The organism is Microvirga sp. GN3, assembly GCF_055792825.1.
This window is the reverse complement of record NZ_JBVVAK010000168.1, coordinates 1-15,828: the sequence shown is the minus strand read 5'-3', so window position 1 is coordinate 15,828 and position 15,828 is coordinate 1. Positions and strand designations below refer to the sequence as shown.

General features: G+C 60.5%; 17 protein-coding genes and 5 pseudogenes. 11 read left to right on the top strand and 11 right to left on the bottom strand.

What is annotated here, in order from left to right; translation table 11 throughout:
* The coding region (locus ACS5Q1_RS40170; RefSeq protein ID WP_473103472.1) for a transposase at positions 1–321 on the top strand (321 nt) is incomplete at its 5' end.
* A gap of 546 nt (positions 322–867) precedes the next feature.
* On the opposite strand, the gene ACS5Q1_RS40165 is transcribed toward ACS5Q1_RS40170, so the two are convergent.
* From ACS5Q1_RS40165 to ACS5Q1_RS40140, 6 genes and pseudogenes are all read right to left on the bottom strand, one after another.
* Positions 868–1,074, bottom strand: a complete 207-nt coding sequence (locus tag ACS5Q1_RS40165) for a hypothetical protein (RefSeq protein ID WP_473103471.1) — start codon at positions 1,072–1,074, stop codon at positions 868–870.
* A gap of 522 nt (positions 1,075–1,596) precedes the next feature.
* Positions 1,597–1,734: pseudogene (locus ACS5Q1_RS40160) on the bottom strand (IS6 family transposase); the annotation flags it as partial.
* Between the two features lie 279 nt (positions 1,735–2,013).
* Positions 2,014–2,811 carry an amino acid ABC transporter ATP-binding protein gene (locus ACS5Q1_RS40155; RefSeq protein ID WP_473103470.1) on the bottom strand — a complete coding sequence of 266 codons (798 nt, stop codon included), beginning with the start codon at positions 2,809–2,811 and terminating at the stop codon, positions 2,014–2,016.
* A 1-nt stretch (position 2,812) separates the two neighbouring features.
* On the bottom strand, positions 2,813–3,463 hold the full coding sequence (locus ACS5Q1_RS40150) for an amino acid ABC transporter permease (RefSeq protein ID WP_473103469.1): 651 nt from the start codon (positions 3,461–3,463) through the stop codon (positions 2,813–2,815).
* A gap of 2 nt (positions 3,464–3,465) precedes the next feature.
* Positions 3,466–4,131, bottom strand: a complete 666-nt coding sequence (locus tag ACS5Q1_RS40145) for an amino acid ABC transporter permease (RefSeq protein WP_473103468.1) — start codon at positions 4,129–4,131, stop codon at positions 3,466–3,468.
* A 59-nt stretch (positions 4,132–4,190) separates the two neighbouring features.
* The gene (locus ACS5Q1_RS40140) at positions 4,191–5,084 is read right to left on the bottom strand and encodes a transporter substrate-binding domain-containing protein (protein ID WP_473103467.1); all 894 of its coding nucleotides are present in this window, start codon (positions 5,082–5,084) and stop codon (positions 4,191–4,193) included.
* 214 nt (positions 5,085–5,298) lie between these two features.
* Between ACS5Q1_RS40140 and ACS5Q1_RS40135 the strand changes: the two genes are divergently transcribed.
* The 5 genes and pseudogenes from ACS5Q1_RS40135 to ACS5Q1_RS40115 all read left to right on the top strand — a co-directional run.
* The gene (locus ACS5Q1_RS40135) at positions 5,299–6,105 is read left to right on the top strand and encodes an IclR family transcriptional regulator (protein WP_473103466.1); all 807 of its coding nucleotides are present in this window, start codon (positions 5,299–5,301) and stop codon (positions 6,103–6,105) included.
* A 263-nt stretch (positions 6,106–6,368) separates the two neighbouring features.
* Positions 6,369–7,073, top strand: a complete 705-nt coding sequence (locus ACS5Q1_RS40130) for an IS6 family transposase (RefSeq protein ID WP_473103465.1) — start codon at positions 6,369–6,371, stop codon at positions 7,071–7,073.
* Between the two features lie 372 nt (positions 7,074–7,445).
* Positions 7,446–7,796, top strand: a complete 351-nt coding sequence (locus tag ACS5Q1_RS40125) for a hypothetical protein (RefSeq protein WP_473103464.1) — start codon at positions 7,446–7,448, stop codon at positions 7,794–7,796.
* Positions 7,700–8,365, top strand: coding sequence for an MBL fold metallo-hydrolase (locus ACS5Q1_RS40120; protein ID WP_473103463.1), 666 nt, complete (start codon positions 7,700–7,702; stop codon positions 8,363–8,365). The genes ACS5Q1_RS40125 and ACS5Q1_RS40120 overlap by 97 nt, the downstream gene beginning before the upstream one ends.
* A gap of 35 nt (positions 8,366–8,400) precedes the next feature.
* Positions 8,401–8,626 (top strand): annotated as a pseudogene (locus ACS5Q1_RS40115) (hypothetical protein); the annotation flags it as partial.
* A 304-nt stretch (positions 8,627–8,930) separates the two neighbouring features.
* Here ACS5Q1_RS40115 and ACS5Q1_RS40110 read toward each other — a convergent pair.
* From ACS5Q1_RS40110 to ACS5Q1_RS40100, 3 genes and pseudogenes are all read right to left on the bottom strand, one after another.
* Positions 8,931–10,289 (bottom strand): Fic family protein, encoded by a 1,359-nt coding sequence (locus tag ACS5Q1_RS40110; protein WP_473103462.1) that lies wholly within the window; start codon positions 10,287–10,289, stop codon positions 8,931–8,933.
* Between the two features lie 808 nt (positions 10,290–11,097).
* Positions 11,098–11,544 (bottom strand): phosphatase domain-containing protein, encoded by a 447-nt coding sequence (locus ACS5Q1_RS40105; protein WP_473103461.1) that lies wholly within the window; start codon positions 11,542–11,544, stop codon positions 11,098–11,100.
* Positions 11,545–11,619: 75 nt separating this feature from the next.
* A pseudogene (locus ACS5Q1_RS40100) lies at positions 11,620–11,823 on the bottom strand (DDE-type integrase/transposase/recombinase); the annotation flags it as partial.
* A 157-nt stretch (positions 11,824–11,980) separates the two neighbouring features.
* Here ACS5Q1_RS40100 and ACS5Q1_RS40095 point away from each other — a divergent pair.
* Together ACS5Q1_RS40095 and ACS5Q1_RS40090 are read left to right on the top strand one after the other, a co-directional pair.
* A pseudogene (locus ACS5Q1_RS40095) lies at positions 11,981–12,181 on the top strand (IS30 family transposase); the annotation flags it as partial.
* Positions 12,182–12,185: 4 nt separating this feature from the next.
* A pseudogene (locus ACS5Q1_RS40090) lies at positions 12,186–12,488 on the top strand (integrase core domain-containing protein); the annotation flags it as partial.
* Positions 12,489–12,810: 322 nt separating this feature from the next.
* On the opposite strand, the gene ACS5Q1_RS40085 reads toward ACS5Q1_RS40090, so the two are convergent.
* Together ACS5Q1_RS40085 and ACS5Q1_RS40080 are read right to left on the bottom strand one after the other, a co-directional pair.
* Positions 12,811–13,776, bottom strand: a complete 966-nt coding sequence (locus ACS5Q1_RS40085) for an IS5 family transposase (protein ID WP_473103460.1) — start codon at positions 13,774–13,776, stop codon at positions 12,811–12,813.
* 51 nt (positions 13,777–13,827) lie between these two features.
* The gene (locus ACS5Q1_RS40080; protein ID WP_473103459.1) at positions 13,828–14,019 is read right to left on the bottom strand and encodes a hypothetical protein; all 192 of its coding nucleotides are present in this window, start codon (positions 14,017–14,019) and stop codon (positions 13,828–13,830) included.
* A gap of 195 nt (positions 14,020–14,214) precedes the next feature.
* Between ACS5Q1_RS40080 and ACS5Q1_RS40075 the strand changes: the two genes are divergently transcribed.
* Genes ACS5Q1_RS40075 through ACS5Q1_RS40065 form a run of 3 tightly spaced genes read left to right on the top strand, consistent with a single transcriptional unit; the run spans position 14,215 to position 15,728 of the window.
* Complete coding sequence (locus ACS5Q1_RS40075; protein ID WP_473103458.1) at positions 14,215–14,424, top strand: hypothetical protein; 210 nt, start codon at positions 14,215–14,217, stop codon at positions 14,422–14,424.
* A gap of 51 nt (positions 14,425–14,475) precedes the next feature.
* Positions 14,476–15,441, top strand: a complete 966-nt coding sequence (locus ACS5Q1_RS40070) for an IS5 family transposase (protein ID WP_473103457.1) — start codon at positions 14,476–14,478, stop codon at positions 15,439–15,441.
* 23 nt (positions 15,442–15,464) lie between these two features.
* Entirely contained in the window at positions 15,465–15,728 is a 264-nt protein-coding gene (locus ACS5Q1_RS40065; RefSeq protein ID WP_473103455.1) for a hypothetical protein, read from the top strand.
* Positions 15,729–15,828: the final 100 nt, after the last annotated feature.

Here is a 15,828-nt window from a genome sequence, read left to right as displayed (position 1 = left end):
TATCCGAAAGCCGTGGAGTGCCTGCGCAAGGACCAGCGGGCGGTGCTGGCCTTCTTCGATTGGCCCGCCGAGCACTGGATCCATCTGCGAACGACCAATCCGATTGAGAGTGTGTTCGCCACGGTGCGGCACCGGACCGTGCGCACGAAAGGCTCGCTGTCTCCAACGACCGCCCGGCTGACGGTCTTCAAGCTGCTGATGGCGGCCGCGAAAAGCTGGCGTCGGCTGATGGGCGAAAACCAGTTGCCCAAAGTAATCGCCGGTGTCAGGTTTAAGGACGGCACCGAGATCATTCCGATGCCGACAAACAGCGCCGCCTGATCGGCCCCGTCACCCAAAATCCGTCATAGCTCTGAAGGTAGCCTTGGCGGTCTGCTTCCTCGGTCCAAGCCCCAGGCATGCTCTTGGAGCGGACTCGACCAGATCCAGGACCTGTTGCTGCCATCATAGGCCATGTAGCCGACCTCGATAGGCTCAACGAAGCCGATAGGGGACAAGAGCGGAGCGCCGGCCACGCGTCCTGCTGCCACCGAATTCTGCTTCTCCGAGCGATTTAGGGTCGAAGGACAGCAGCACAAGCGCGAAGGTGGTTCTGCGCCGTTGGCGCTCCCGAGGCTCAAGCGCACCCGCCGTTTCTCAAGGGAGGTGGCGAGGCTTGAGCATATCGTTGAGATTAGTGGAGCGTTGCGTCAAAGTGCCGATTGGATGCAGGGGCGAGTTGCACCCAGCGGTGAAGGGCAGCCCGGATTGCGGCACCGTACAGACAATGGCTTTGCCAGAACTGGGCACCTGCGCCGATTGCCGGCCCTCGCTGAAGGTGTGGTGTTGAGCACAGATTGAGCCAGATCGCCAGCGGTGCAGTCGTGCTCAAACCCGGGTGCGGCGACTCGAGTAGTACCAGATCACAGCGGCGACAACGATCACCAGCAGGATGACCCACCAGTAATCCGTGATCCCCCCGGTTTGCCCTGTCTCGGCAGGGCCAGTGGCAGGAGGCGAGCCGGGTGTCGTCTGCGCCAGGGCGGACGACGCAGCCAGGATGAGAAAGCCGATCAACGCCAGGGGCTGGAGCATGGATGTGCCTCCGGATGAGAGCCTCCGGCCCGGTTCCTCCATCGAACAGCCAAGCCGGACCCATCACGGGAACGCATGCTGTGACAAGGCGTTCCGGTCAGCGCGATCACATTGGCATCATCGGCGTGGTCCATGCTCTGCCCTCTCTGCTTCCGCGCATGGAGAAGCGCATGGCAAGACTCGGATGAATCGGGCGCGCGACTGGCTGGATCGGCACACCAGGCGGAGATGGAACTGACGCCATGGGGATCGTCGCCGGCATCCTTGCACGCGCCATCACCAAGGTGCTCGATGAGAACATGAGGAAATGTGGGGCAACCATGTTGCTCTTCGGATTGGCCCTTCATGCTTTCGCTGTTGAATGGGCTCGATTGCACCGGTTCGAATGGTCCCGTCGCTAGCATCCCACAGATCCTCATGCTCCCCCATCACGACCGCTCGTCCGTTCTCGCCGGCATTGTGGGAGAGTGGTCCGTGCGAAGGGGCGCCAGCTGGCCTGCCGAAGGGATTTACTCACAGGTTGTGGATCGTGGCGTGGTCAACCGAGATGCCGCGCTCGGCCATCATCTCCTCTAGGTCCCGCAGGCTGAGACTGTAAGCCAGATACCAGCGCACGCAGAGCAGGATCACCGACCGATCAAAATGCCTGCCCTTGAACATCACGCACCTCCAGAGCCACGGGAGGAGTATACCGAACTGAGTTACCGATAGGTTTGCGACAGTACCCTTCAAACAAGTGATCAGTGACGCACTGCGCTCGCGGACTGACCGGCGTCGTGCAACTGAGATTGCGATCGCCGTCAGTGCCTTGAACCGCATGCTCGCGCTTGGACGCCCGAAGGCCATCTGCATCGCTTAGCCAAAGATGCAGGATGGGCTCGGTACATTCACCAGTCGGTCCATGCAACACGGCCCCACTTTTCCGCACGATGCGCTAGTTCAATGATGCAGCCGGAACCGGGCAAGAAAGGTGCGAAGCCGCTCGCTGCCGTGGTCCGGTGCAAAAAGCTGATCTGGCGGCCCCTCGCTGTCGATCATGCCGTCCGCCATGAAGACGATCCGCTTGCTCACCTCCCGTGCGAAGACGATCTCGTGTGTGACCACAAGCATCGTCATTCCCTGCTCCGCCAGTTTCAGAACCACATCCAGCACTTCGCCGACCAGCTCGGGATCAAGAGCCGATGTGATCTCGTCGAGCAGGAGGATCTTCGGATCCATGGCAACCGCACGCGCAATACCGACGCGTTGCTGCTGCCCGCCCGAAAGCTCCGATGGCAGCCGGTCGAGTTTGTCCGTCAACCCGACCTGCTTGAGCCAGTGGGCTGCGATGTCGCGAGCTTCGCCCCGGGACTTGCGGCGCACCTTGACGAGGCCGAGCATTACGTTCTCTGCGGCCGTGAGGTGAGGAAACAGATTGAACATCTGGAAGACCATGCCGGTCTCGGCACGCATTCGCGCCAACTCCCGCTCGGATCGCATGCGGCGTCGCGCGAGGTCCCGGTAGCCCACCTCCTCGCCGTCGATGGCGATCGAGCCACCGTTATAGACTTCGAGAAAATTGACGCATCGCAGCAGCGTCGTCTTTCCGCTGCCGGACGGGCCGAGGATCGTGACCACCTGCCCGCGTTCGACATCGAGATCGACACCGCGCAACACGGGAACATCCCCATAGGACTTTTCGACGTTGCGCAGGCGCAGCAGGGGAACGCCATGGCGAGGAGATGAGGTTCCGGCCATATCACTCCCGTATGTAGGCGTAGCGGCTCTCGAGCCGCCGGCTGAGCGTCGACAGGGTGTAATTGATCACGAAGTAGAACAGCGCGCCAAGAACGTAGAGCGGCATCGCATCGTAGGTGCGGCCGATGACCTGCTGGATCGATTGCATCAGGTCGGTCACGCCGAGCAGAGAGACGAGTGCGCTGCCCTTGACCGCATCGGTTACGCCATTGATCCACGGAGGCAGGAAGCGGCGCACAGCCTGCGGAGCAATGACGTAGGCAAGCCGCTTGGGAAAGGTGAGACCGATCGCCTTGGCGGCATCCATCTGGCCACGTGGAATGGACCCGATGGCGCCGCGGACGTTCTCGATCACCTGCGCCGTCTTGAACACCGTCAGCGCCAATACGGCCGCGCTGAACGGCTGCAGGTTAAGGCCGGTGATCGGCAATCCGTAAAAGACGAAGAAGATCAGGACCAGAATCGGAATGCCGCGGACGATGTCGCTGAATCCACGCACCATCCAGCGCAAGGGCATTGGCCCGTAGACCAGAACGATGCCCAGGAGACCGCCTGCGATGAGCGACAGAACCACGGTCAGCACCGACACGGACAAGGTGACAAGCAATCCCGTCGTCAGGAAAGGAAGAGCGTAGACGATCGCGTTCAGCATCTTTAGTGCCCGATCGCGAAACGGCGTTCGATGGCTCGCAATCCGAAGAGAATGGCGTAGCCGGTGACCAGGTACATGGCAGTGACGACGAGATAGACCTCAACGATGCGGAACGTATTGGTGTTGATCCATTGCGCGCCGTAGGTGAGTTCGGGAACGGCGATGACCGACGCGACGGACGTATCCTTGAAAAGGGACACGAAGGTGTTGGACAAGGCCGGAAGCGTGATGCGCAGCATGGTCGGAAGCCGCACATGGATCAGCCGCTGCCATGGCGTGAGGCCGATGGCCTTGCCAGCATCAATCAGGCCGGCAGGCACCGCAGCGAGGCCGGAGCGGAAAACCTCGACGAGGTAAGCGCCGGAATAGACCGAAAGCGTCGCCACGAAGGATGTCGTCGCATCGTAGGAGATATCCACTGCCTGGGGTAGCCCGTAGAACACGAGATAGACGAGCAGGATCAGCGGAACGTTCCGGATGAACTCCACGTAAAGGCCGATCAATGACCGCACGATCCGGTCCCCGGCCACATACGCAATGGCGAGCACAAGCCCGATCAGGACGCCGATGGCGATGGCAACGATGGCCAGTTCAAGGCTGAGAAGGAGACCGCTCCAGAGTTTGTCGAAATGACGCCAGATCAGGTTGAAGTTGAGAGTGTAGCCCATCGTCCGTCCCGGTGAGGGGTAAGGGCCGGGCGCTCCCTGCGGAGCGCCGGGCCGAGCGTTCAGATCGAAGGGAAGCCGGGCGTGCGCGTGGGCGCGTCCAATCCGAAGAACTCCTTGAATGCACCGTCATAGAGCTCGTTCTGGTGCCCGTACATGGCGACATTGAACGTTGTGTTGACGAAGTTCAGCCAGTCCTGATCACTCTGCCGGACGGCCGCGCTGTAGAGCATGCTGAACCATTTCTTGCCCGCATCGGCATAGCGGTTCGGATCGCGCGCCACCATCCAGCGGACCGTCGACAGATCCACCGCCGCCGCATCGGCACGCTTCGCCTCGAGCGCCTGAATGACATTGGCCTGAGTATCGATCTGCATCACTTGCGCGTGCGGCAGAACCGAATGTACCGATCGCTCCGCATCGACATTCTGAAGAATCGAGACCTTCGTGCGGTTGCCTCCGGCGAGGAGCTGATCGAAACTTTTATTGGCTGCGTCCGGCCGGGTCAGAAGTGCGATGCCCTCGACATAATAGGGTCGCGTGAAGGCGACGAGTTGTGCCCGGGCGGGCGTGACCGTCATGAACTGGATGACGATATCGACCTTGCCTGTGGTGATGTTCGGGATGCGTTGTGCCGGATCCTGACGGACGAATTCCACCTTCGTCTCGTCATCGAAAAGGCCCTTGGCGAGAATACGGGCCATGGTGATGTCCATGCCGACGAGCTCGCCCTTGTCGTTTTCGAAATGCCAGGGCGCGTTGGTGCTGCCGGTGCCGACGATCAGCTTGCCACGATCGAGAACGGTCCGGAGAATGCTGTTGCCCGCCGCCTGAGCGGCCGCCTTCTCGGGCGTCAGCGTGACTGCTGCGGCAGCCAAGCCCGCGACTGCGATTCCGGCCGTGCCAAGCTTCAGAAAGTCCCTGCGTGCCTGCTCGTGTTCCACGGTATCCTCCATCCGGTACCACCTCTGGGTTTCGGAGTCCGCGCTGGCCGGTACCCTGCCGTCCGCTCCGTTGCCGTCGGCTGCTTGCGGCCGAACGTTGTCCCGTATATTGGATGTCAATCTAGCATCTTGGACAAAAGACTATCAAAACTAGGCCGGTCAGCAAGAGCCAATATTTCCTTGCGGAATCACCCGGCGGGGAGGCCAGATTGAACGGAGAGGACCGTTGACCAATGCTCCATCGAGCCGGAGCGAATCGGGGTCGGAAGGCTCTCGCGGACGCGGCATCGATCGCGTCATTCACCTTCTGGATTTCCTGCATCGGCACGGCGGCCCGATGAAGATTGGAGATCTGGCGCGCGAACTCAATGCGCCGCGCTCCTCGATCTACGAGATCGTCCGCACTTTGTCGGAAGCCGGGTTGCTGGAGACGAATTCCGACGGTCGCGTCTTCTTCGGCAAATCCCTCTACTTCTATGGCGTCGACTACCTGCGCGAGCATGATATCGTCCGGCGTGGGCGCGACGAAGTCGACCGCCTGGCCCGCGAAACCGGGGAGACCACCCAGCTCTGCATGCTCCATGAGAACAGATACCTGGTGGTCCACATGCGCGCCGGAACGCAGCCGTTCCGCATCAGCTCCGATATTGGGACGCAGATCCCCCTGCCCTGGACGGCATCGGGACATCTTCTCCTGTCCCACCTAGAGCCGGCCGAAATCCGGGCGATGATCGGTTCGGAGGATCTGCGGCTTCCCGGCGGACAGTTCATCGAGATCGAGGACTTCGTCGCATCGGTGCAGGCCGCCCGCCGCGATGGTTACTGCGTCACATCCGGTCTGGTCGATGCCTATACGCAGTGCATCGCCGCTCCCGTACTCGACCAGCAGGGCCACGCCGTCGCGACCCTGTGCTTCGTGGTCCGGGTGGACACCAGCGCCAATCGAATAGCCGAGCTGCGCGACATCCTCAGCGAGAGTGCTCAATCCTTGTCCCTGTTCCGCTCTCCCGCCACGGGTATCATTCAGCTCTGAACCCAGACCCCGTCTCTTACTCAGCCCAAACTTCTGAGCGGCTTGCGATTTTTGCTCAGAGTGAGAGGATCACGACCGGCGCCGACGTGACCCCTCTGTTGTAGCTATTTGTCTCGATTATTCAGCCGGTCGCGTCTGTTCTGATAGGAGTCAAGTTTCTAAGCCGATTTACACTGATCCGCCCATCGGTGTTCGTGCATGGCATGGCCGCGGCGGGTACTGTCAAGTTGGCAAGATCTGGGGCCTATGGCATGGTCAGGGGCATGAGCACGACGTCCAATCCGCACCGCAGTTATCGCTTTCCGGCCGAAATCATCAATCAGGCGATCTGGCTATATCACTGCTTCAGCCTGAGCCTGCGTGACGTTGAGTTGATCCTCGCAGCGCGCGGAGTTGTGGTCAGCTACGAGACGATCCGCGAGTGGAGCCTGCGCTTCGGGCGGGCCTATGCCAAGACGCTCAAGAAGCGGCGGCCGCAGCCCGGTGACAAATGGTTCTTGGACGAGGTGTTTGTTCGCATCCGAGGCGAACTGCACTACCTCTGGCGAGCCGTTGATCAGCACGGCAACGTGCTCGATGTCCTGGTCCAGAGCCGCCGCAACACGAAGGCGGCCAAGCGGTTCTTCCGCAAGTTGCTGAAGGGCTTGTGCTACGTGCCCAGAGTCATCGTGACCGATAAACTCGGGTCCTATGGCGCGGCCAAACGCGAGATCCTGCCAGGCGTCAAACACCGTCAGAGCCGGTATCTCAACAAGCGCTGTGAGGTCTCGCACCAACCGACCCGACGGCGGGAACGCCACATGAGGCGGTTCAAATCAGCCCGCCATGCCCGGCAGTTTCTCTCGATTCACACTCCGATCCACTTCCACTTCCAGCTCCGCCGTCACCGTGTTTCCGCGAGTGAGTATCGAGCGGCCCGAGACTGCGCCTTTGCTACTTGGCGCGAGGTTGCTGGGCTGCCCTCGTAGGCTAACCTGGCCTGCCCCGATCGTTGCTCCAGTGGCAGCGTTGTCTGCTCGGCCTCAAGTTGACACTACCGTGATGCCCTCCTTGGCGAACCGCGATACATAGGAGCGGGTGATAACGGCCGGACCGGTCTGGCCTAGGCATCACTCCGCCCGCGGCGGCTGCCACGAAACCTTCCGCAGGAAGCAATCCGGATCCGGCGGGGCCGATACCAAGGGCCTTCGATACCCGAGCCTCACGCATGTTTGATCCTGAGACAAACGGCTTCGACGGCTTCGTCCATGGTCACCTGCCCACGCGCGTGAAACCATGTCGAGCCGATCACAACGCCGAATTCGCTGCTAACCCTGATGGTCGGCCGCGCGGGAGATGGCATGAGCAAGATCGCGATGTTTGGCTCGCTTCTTGGGTTGCTGCTGCTTGCGTCAGGGCAGGCCGGGGCTCAGACCGACTACTCCAAGGTGGAGATTAAGACCACCGATCTCGGCCACCGCACCTATATGCTTGAAGGGGCTGGCGGCAACATCACCGTGGCGGTAGGCGAGGACGGCGTTATCATGGTCGATGGCCAGTTCGCGCCGCTGCACGACAAGATCAAGACGACAAGATCAAGGCGGCGGTCGCAGCCGTGTCGAAGGGACCAGTCCGCTATCTCGTTAACACGCACTTCCATGGCGATCACACCGGCGGCAACGAGGGCTTTGCCAAGGACGGTGCTGTTGTGACGGCGCACGAGAATGTCGCCAAGCGCCTGAGCGCCGGCACCATCAATGGATTGACCGGTGCCAAGATCCCACCCGCACCAGAGGGTGCGATTCCGACCAGAACCTACGGGACGGAGATGACGCTGCAGGTCGGAGGGCGTGAGGCGGTCCTGAAGCACTTCGCCAATGCCCACACCGACGGCGACACCTACGTGTACTTCCTCGACGCGAATGTGCTGGCGACGGGCGACATCGTGACCTTGGGCATGCGCTATCCCAACATCGATTTTGCGAATGGCGGCAACATCAAGGGCATGATCGCGGGAACCGATGTCTTCCTCGCGCTGGCCAATAACGACACCAAGGTCGTCCCAGGCCACGGGCCGCTGACTGATCGGGCCGGGATCGCAGCCTACCGCGACATGCTCGTGACGGCGCAGGACCGCGTGCAGAAGCTGATTGCGGACGGCAAGAGCCTCGACGAGGCAGTTGCGGCCACGCCCTTCGCCGACATCGGTGCCAGGATCGGGGCGAACGAGGAGCAGAATGCGAATTTCGTGCGGGTGATCTATCGCTCGCTCAAGTCGTAGGCGGCACCGCTTGGCCGCCATCGTCAGCCAGTCACCTGACCGGGATCGTGCGGGCACGGCGGCTGTCACAGGCCGTGATGGGCAACATCCGCCAGAACCTGTTCTTCGCCTTCATCGACAACGCGGCGGCGGCGCCGGTCGCGGCGGGCGTACTCTACCCGATCTTCGGCATCCTGCTGTCACCGGTCATCGGCGGCCATGGCCCTGTCGTCGGTGAGTGTCATCGCAAATGCCCTGCATCTGCGAGCGACGCGGCTGTGAGGTCTTTGTCGAGACGAGCAGGGCAAGAATGAAGAGGGGCCGGCGCCCGGAGGCCCGACCCCTATGTCTCCGTCCGCTGGGGATCTAACTGACGGTGGTCAGACAGGGAACGGTTCCAGCGGCCCATGAGCTTCTTATAAAACCTTTTCGGGCATGAAGCTAGGCCGTTGCCCGAGAGTCACACCACGCTCTGTGCGCAAGGACGCGAGCGATCCTTCAGATTTCCCCTGAGCGACAAACAAGCGACGGTCGTCAGAACGATGCTGCTGTGGGATTGGCCTGCACGACACGACGAGCACGGGCATCAAGGCGCTGGGTCAGCCGGTCCGAATTCATCATGGTAGGAAGCGAAAGCATCAGTCACGATCTGCTCGATTTCTGCGACTTCGGCATCGGTGAGAGCTGCGAAATCGGACCGCCGACGCTTTTTCGAGAGCTTTCCGTTATTCTGGGAACTAAAGGTAATGAGCAGGCCCAGCGTGCGGTCAGGCATTTCGACAACCTCTTGAATACGCCGTTTCGCCTCATCGTGACTGCGCAGGTAGGCGAGTTCCTTCGGGAGGTCGTCTTCGATGGTTCTCCGAACGCATTCGTACAGAAGTTGAGCGACTTCGGTCGCGTCGAAGTACCGGTACAGGTCGGTCGTGTCGTTCAACACCTCCACGTTGAGAGATGCAGATGGGCGCCATTCGATGAAAGGCATCAAGGCGGAGGAGTGGTGCTGCAGAGCCTCACGGTAATCGTCCATCCGGTCCAGAAGAACGGAGGAAACAGGAAAAATCATGCCCGGGGGCGTGAAGCCTTTCTCTGCCAGAACGTGGTGGATGAGGTAACGGTGGAGACGGCCATTGCCGTCCTCGAAGGGATGAACGAAGACGAAGCCGAATGCCGTCGCTGCCGCTTGAATCACGGCATCCACGCCCGAATCGCGCCCCATCCGGGCGTTGGCGGCTAGCAATCCTGCTATGAGCTGAGGCAGATCCTGCTGCCGCGCCGAGATGAATTCAGGCAACGGATTGTTGTCGACGTCGCGGTCGCCGATGAAGCCACCTTCCGTACGCAGGCCGGGTCTGACGAACCGATTGTCTTCCACGATGATATGTTGAAGGCGAACGAGTTCATCCTCCGAAAGCGGCCGCTTTCCGGCTTGAGCGACGGCTCGCCCCCACCGCTCGATCCGATTTCGCGGCGGGCTTTCGCCTTCGATCCGATAGCTGGCTTGGCTGTCCGCGAGGAGCATGAAGCTCGCGGCTCGGGCAACGATCCCCTTCGAGATCCGTCCGACAAGATCTTTGGCCTGCGTATCCCAACGGCTTCCAACGAATTCGTTCAAAACGGCGGTGCGACGGATCACAGGGCAGAATTCGGGAACACCCAGCAGATTGTCCCTGACCCGGTGCCGTGTCGAATTGACCGGCGTAGTTGTGAAATAAGCCTTTGGATCGAGCGCATCGACGTAGTTCCCGGCCTCGGCATTCGGTCTGTCAAGGCGATCACCGGTGAGCCACTCGTAGAAGAACCAGATCCGGCGGGCGAAGGCCCCCGTTGAGGCTGAATTGACAAGGGTTTCGATCTCGTGCTTGGGCACCGCCTGAAAGAGGCGTTTGAGAATGAGAAGATCCATGGGCTCGTGGCGAAGGGCGAACGCCAGATGCCCGCTCAAGGAGTCCTCCGGTTTGAAGCGCTTGTCGTAGATGGTCCACTCATCCTGATGGCGGATGCTGCCCCTCACAAAGCCGGTTGAGACACAGGAAAACGATCGGAGCGGTGCGTTCAAGCCCCAAGCCTTAACCAAGGCTGCCCCCCCCGCGAGATGTGCGTTGCGTGGCACAAGCACGCCTTGGAGGACAGCCGGGGGCGAAAAATCAGGCATGAGGTCGAAAACCGTTTATTGATGTCGAAGAATAATTAATTTAGGTGGCTCGCGCCGAAAATCAATTATGTCGAAAACCGATTATGAGGGTCGAAATCTCATTAGAAACGGGCTGCCATGTCGAAATCCGATTATCCCATGGTGGAAGACTTACGGACCAGCTATGCTCCGGGCCGAAGCCGTTCACCTACCTATAGGACGGGTGTCCGCTGGCATCTTGGTGTGAGACGTCGTCGCGAGCGTTCTCAGACACCCTCTAGCGTTGAACGTCTAACTTGAGAATATGCACTTGGGTTGAGAATTTGATTGGCGTTGTACATTTCTTTTGAGACGGCCGCCGTCCAATGTTGATTTCGGATTGTGGAGGCGGGATCGGCGACAGCGTCGAGTGCACCGCATTCGAATTGACATCTAAAGTGAGAAACCAAACGGTCCGTTTGTCTCATTATTGATGCCCAAAGCTGCCGTAATCCCGATTTCCCATTTCAAGATGTCAGCTGACACCTGCGGAATGGCAGCTATTCGCGGTCGCAGACGAAACGTCCCATGCTTAGCCTCGAACACGAAGCGCCTGGTTCAGCCAGGCGCCCCTGCCACGTCAGGGCTCGTTGAACTGTTGGCGGGTTTTTGGCTCGACGATTACACTCGGCGGCACGTCCTTCGATCCCATCTCGACCAGATGCTGCAAGTCACCACCCGACACGGCGTCTGCTGTTTCGGTCGGTGTGGCGCGCTGGATGCCAAAGGTCGCCGGCGGCCGCGCCGTGTCGGCGGCAGCCGCTTTCTCATCCCCGACCTCGGAGAGCGTCGTTGGAGCAACCAGGCCAAGGCCGACCGCGTGCTCGGCCATCGCCATACTGTCGGCCGCCAGCACCAGACTGCTGCCCGCACCCGCCACCACTTTGGCGAGGCCCTCGATCTCTTTGATCCTTTTGGGATCCCGGGAGACATTCCGAATGTAGACCGCCAGCACCCGCCCGGGATGCTCGTCAACGATCTGGCGGTAGATCTCAGGATCATGCTGACCGCTGTCGCCGATCAGCACGAAGGGCAGCTCATTGTAGGGCTCTGTTGCAGTAACTAGGAAAGAGCATAACGAGCCCTAACCCGGAAGCTGTCGTCAGGCGGCGAGACCGAAGAGTTGGTTGACGAGGCGGACTTCGCCTGCCGCTCCCAGCCGCTGCAGGAGGCAGTGCCCACGACGGATCATCCGCATCACCTCGAAGCCTTTGATGGTCGCACGCGCCGTTTTCATGCTCTGAAAGCCGCGTGCCGGCCGGATCACGCGCTTGAGCGCACCGTGATCCGCCTCGATGATGTTGTGAGATACTTTGAGGGGGGATGTCACATTAACGGTGAATACTACCCTGTACTCGTCAAGAAAAAATCTCGCGCCGAGGGAAATCAACGACTTGGGCTGTGCAAAAAACTGACCTCGTCGGGCAGCTCAATGGCTATACTCAGTTAATGTGACACCCCCCAATGAGAACACCAACGGACTGCTGCGTCAGTACTTCCCGAAAGGCACTGACCTGAGTGCGCACAGTGCCGCGGAGATCGCCGCCGTAGCAGCCACCCTCAACGCAAGGCCGAGGAAGACGCTGGGCTGGAAAACTCCTGCAGAGGCGCTTGACGAATGGCTGCGGGAGGTCAACAGAATCCGTGTTGCGACGATCGCTTGAATCTGCCCAATATGTGTCGATCAAGTACACCGAGCGCCTCGCCGAGGCCGGCATCGAGCCGTCGGTCGGCAGTGTTGGGAACTCGTACGACAATGCCCTGGCGGAAACCGTCATCGGCCTGTTCAAGACCGAGGTGATCCATCGGCGCGGTCCATGGCGCTCCTTTGAGAGCGTCGAGTTCGCCACGCTTGAATGGGTCGATTGGTTCAACAACCGGCGCCTGCTCGAGCCCATCGGCAGCATTCCGCCCGCCGAGGCGGAGGCTGCCTACTATGCGAAGCTTGAGGTCATGCCGATGGCCGCGTAAAATCCAAGCCAACCAGCCTCCGGAAAACTCGGCGCGGTTCAACAGAGCCGGGCCGCCCTGGCTGGGAACAATCGGCGCCAACTTTGCCTCAATCCCGGTGCAGTCTGGTCAGCATGACTCGACGCAAGCGCCGACCGGACCCCTCGGATGAAATTCGGCAGTTGATGGCCACGAGGCGGCTCATCCACGCCATCGCGGTCCTCTCAGGATTGGTCGTTGGGCTTTATCTGAAGCAGCATGGATTTTAGGCGGCCTGAAACGCTCGGCGGGCTCGTTCCTGGATCGGCCGTGTTGCACGGATCGAAGGCTCATCAGCCCGAGTTCAAGCGATGCGGACGGACTTCGGGCATCCAAGCTCAAACATGCGGTTCAAGGCACTGACGGCGATGGCCACCTCCGTCGTACGACGCCGATCCGTCCGCGAGCGCAGCGCATTTCCAATCACTCGTTTCAGCCGGCTGATGGCGGCCTCGACCAGAGCCCGACGAGTGTACCCAGACCTTTTCTGCCAGCCCATGCGTCCATGCTCGGCGATGCTGTGGAGATGCCGATCGCGCTGGGTCGGAGCGCTCTCTGCCGTATCACTCGGCACGGCAGTCGCTCGTGGTGGAACGATCACGTCCGCATCAGGATGACGCTTGGTGATGGCGCCGTAGATACCAGCCTGATCATAGGCTCCATCGCCGATGAACGAGGCAAGTGGGCCGGGGATCTGATCGAGCAAGGGCCCAACTTGTGAGTCATCATCGACCTCATTGGAAGTCAGCTCTGATGCCAGGATCTGTCCGGTCTCAGCATCGACACCGATGTGCAGCTTGCGCCAGGATCGGCGTCTCCGCGTCCCATGCTTCTCGATCAGCCACTCGCCGGGTCCGCACAGACGCAGGCCTGTGCTGTCGACCACCAGATGCACTGGCCCGGTATGGGAGATTGGTTTTGGCACCTCAAGGGTCTCGGCGCGACGGCTGAGGGTGGAATGATCCGGCACCGGCAGATCAAGACCGAGGAGCCTCAAAATTGAGCCGATTAACCCTTCGGTTTGGCGTAGCGCCAGCCGGAACACCGCCCGCAGGGTCAGCGCTGTCCTGATGGCCAGAGCGGAATAGTGCGGCTGACCGCCGCGTGTGGTGCGCGGCTCGGCATGCCAGGCGGCAATTGCTTCCTCAGAGAACCAGACCGTCAGGCTTCTGCGCCGGCGCAGAGCCGCATCATACTCCGCCCAATTCGTCACCCGGTGCCGCTGCTTGGGGATGCGGTGACGGCGAGCGGCGTTGGCTTTGAACGGCACGGGAGACATCCGACATGAAGAGCGCAGTCCTCCTATGTCACCCAATGCCGGTTACCAACTTGCCCATCCGTGCAACAAGGCGACGTCATCGTAGTTGGCGATCCGAATTGGAACACCCGCCGGCACAGTCTCCTCGGCCTTGCGGGGATTGCGAGCCATCGCGGCCACGGGACACCCCATGGCTGAAAGGCAGCGGAGCGCCATGCCGCCGACATGTCCTGAAGCTCCGGTCACGAGAATCATGTCTGTCGCGCGCTCCTGTCGATTGTTTCGGTGGATTGCAGGAAATATCTCATCGGTCCAGGTTACTTACCTGCTTCCTGGTGGTGTTTGCTGCCGAATGCCGGACATTTCCGATTCAACGGTGGAATTGTGATAAGCCGTTCATGGAACTCATGCCCCTTTCGGGTATCCTGAGGTCCGGGCCTGGAGGAGTTAATGACTGGCACGCTTCCCACCTATCATGCTGCCTTCCTCGATAAAGCCCGCGGCATCCTCTCGACCGATCCTCGCATCCATACTTTGCTCGGCGGCGGCTCGTTGATCCACGGCGGCATGGATGAGTTCTCCGATCTCGACCTCGTTGTCGTCGTCGAGGACGACTCCTACCCTGAGGTGGCTTTGTTGCACGGATTGGCGAGTTGGTAACTGGCACGGGGTGACATAGGAGGCCTGCGCCCTTCCTGTCGGATATCTGCCATGCCGTTCAAAGCCAATGCCGCTCGCCGTCACCGTATCCCCAAGCAGCGGCGCCGGGTGACGAACTGGGCGGAGTACGACGCCAGTCTGCGTCAGAGGGGCAGTCTCACCGTTTGGTTCTCTGAGGAAGCGATCGCCGACTGGCGCGCTGAGCCCCGCACCACACGCGGTGGTCAGCCGCATTATTCGGCCCTGGCGATCATGACAGCCCTGACGCTTCGGGCGGTGTTCCAGTTGGCGCTGCGTCAGACCGAAGGCCTGATTGGCTCGATCCTTCAACTCCTCGGTCTGGATCTGGCGGTGCCGGACCACTCGACCCTCAGCCGTCGCGCCGAGACCCTCGAGTTGCCAAGATCAGTCTCACGCACCGGGCCGATACATCTGTTGGTCGACAGCACAGGGCTGCGGCTGTGTGGGTCCGGCGAGTGGCTGATCGAGAAGCATGGGACGCGGAGACGCCGATCCTGGCGTAAGCTGCACATCGGGGTGGATGCTGATACCGGCCAGATCCTCGCGACAGAGTTGACGCCCCATGATGTCGATGATGGGTCGCAGGTCGGGCCCTTGCTCGAGCAGATCTCCGATCCACTCGCCTCACTCACAGGCGATGGAGCCTACGATCAGGCGGGCATCTACGACACTATCGCGAAGCGCCATCCTGATGCTGACGTGATCATTCCACCCCGATCAACAGCGGTACCAAGCGAGATGGCAGAAAGCGCTCCGACCTGGCGCGACCGGCATCTTCAAAGCATTGCTGAGCATGGACGCATGGGCTGGCAGAAGCGGTCCGGGTACACGCGACGAGCCCTGGTGGAGACTGCCATCAGCCGACTTAAACGAGGGATCGGAGACGCCTTGCGTTCACGGACGGATCAACGCCGTATGACCGAGGTTGCCATTGCCGTTCATGCCTTGAACCGCATGCTTGAGCTGGGACGCCCGAAGTGCGTCCGCATCGCCTGAATTCGGCCTATGGACCGCGTTCAATGCGTGCACAACCCGATCCGTGCAACAAAGCCTCGCAGATCACAAAGGGTTTTCTGAAGGGAACTTTTAAGATCGACTTTGATGGCGATGGTAAGGAAGATGCCTCGATCAATGCGCAAGTTCCAGAAATCAGCTTGAGAGATTATCTCACAAATACTCAAGACAGACTCTTGATATTCGATGATCTTGAGCGCTGTTCCATGAAAGTATCAGATGTATTAGGCTACATAAATTATTTCGGTAATTACCCACGCCGTTGCTGAGGCTGGTTTCAGGCGCTGACGGTAGCGAGAATGGTGCCGAAGACGGTGACACTTGGCGTGAGCCGAGCCGTATCGACGACGGTGCGCACGGCCGCTTCGC